This is a genomic window from Rhodococcus sp. T7 (assembly GCF_009872365.1).
Lineage (GTDB): Bacteria > Actinomycetota > Actinomycetes > Mycobacteriales > Mycobacteriaceae > Rhodococcus_F.
Genome location: NZ_WXYH01000290.1, coordinates 1 through 697 on the forward strand (window position 1 = coordinate 1; position 697 = coordinate 697).

Sequence of the window (697 nt, forward strand, 5' to 3'; positions counted from 1 at the left end):
TCGTGCACGGCCGCCCGTGCCGGGTCTACCGCCACCGGCGCACCGCCGTCGCGCAACTGTTGCTCGACGCCCGCCACTGGGGCGACCGGACCCACGTCGTGCAGGGTGAGCGCCGGCTGAGCTTCACCGAACACGAACGGGCGGTGGCCCGGATCGCCGGACACTTCCGGACCCTGGGCGTCGGCAAGGGTGATCACGTCGCCCTGTTCGCCCGCAACCACGCCGAATGCACGATGGCGTTCTGGGCCGCGCACTGCCTCGGCGCCGTGGTGGACCTGTGCAACGCCTGGTGGAGCGCGGCGGAACTGCACGGGGCCCTCGACACCGTCCGCCCGGTGGTGATCGTCCACGACGAGGACACCGCGGACCGGGTTCCCGCCGGCATCACCGGGGTCGGTGTCGCCGACCTCGGTGCGCTGCTGCACGGCGACACCGCACCCGACCTGCCGCTGCCCGACGTCGCCGAGGACGACCCCGCGCTGGTGCTGTTCACCTCCGGCAGCACCGGGGCGGCCAAGGGTGTGCTGCTGTCCCAGCGCTCGGTGGTCGGCAACATCCACAACCTGCTGCTGGCCACCCACCGCCTGCCCGGCGAGCTCGACCGCCACGGTTCCGGCAGCGTCAACCTGGTGACCGTGCCGCTGTTCCACCTCGCCGGCGTGCAGGTGATGACCGCGGCGCTGGTCACCGGGGCCCG

At 73.2% G+C, this 697-nt stretch carries 1 protein-coding gene; it reads left to right on the forward strand.

Annotated features, from left to right (window positions below; translation table 11 throughout):
- A partial coding sequence (locus MLGJGCBP_RS23685) for a class I adenylate-forming enzyme family protein (RefSeq protein WP_160098500.1) occupies positions 1–697 on the forward strand: 697 nt, incomplete at both ends.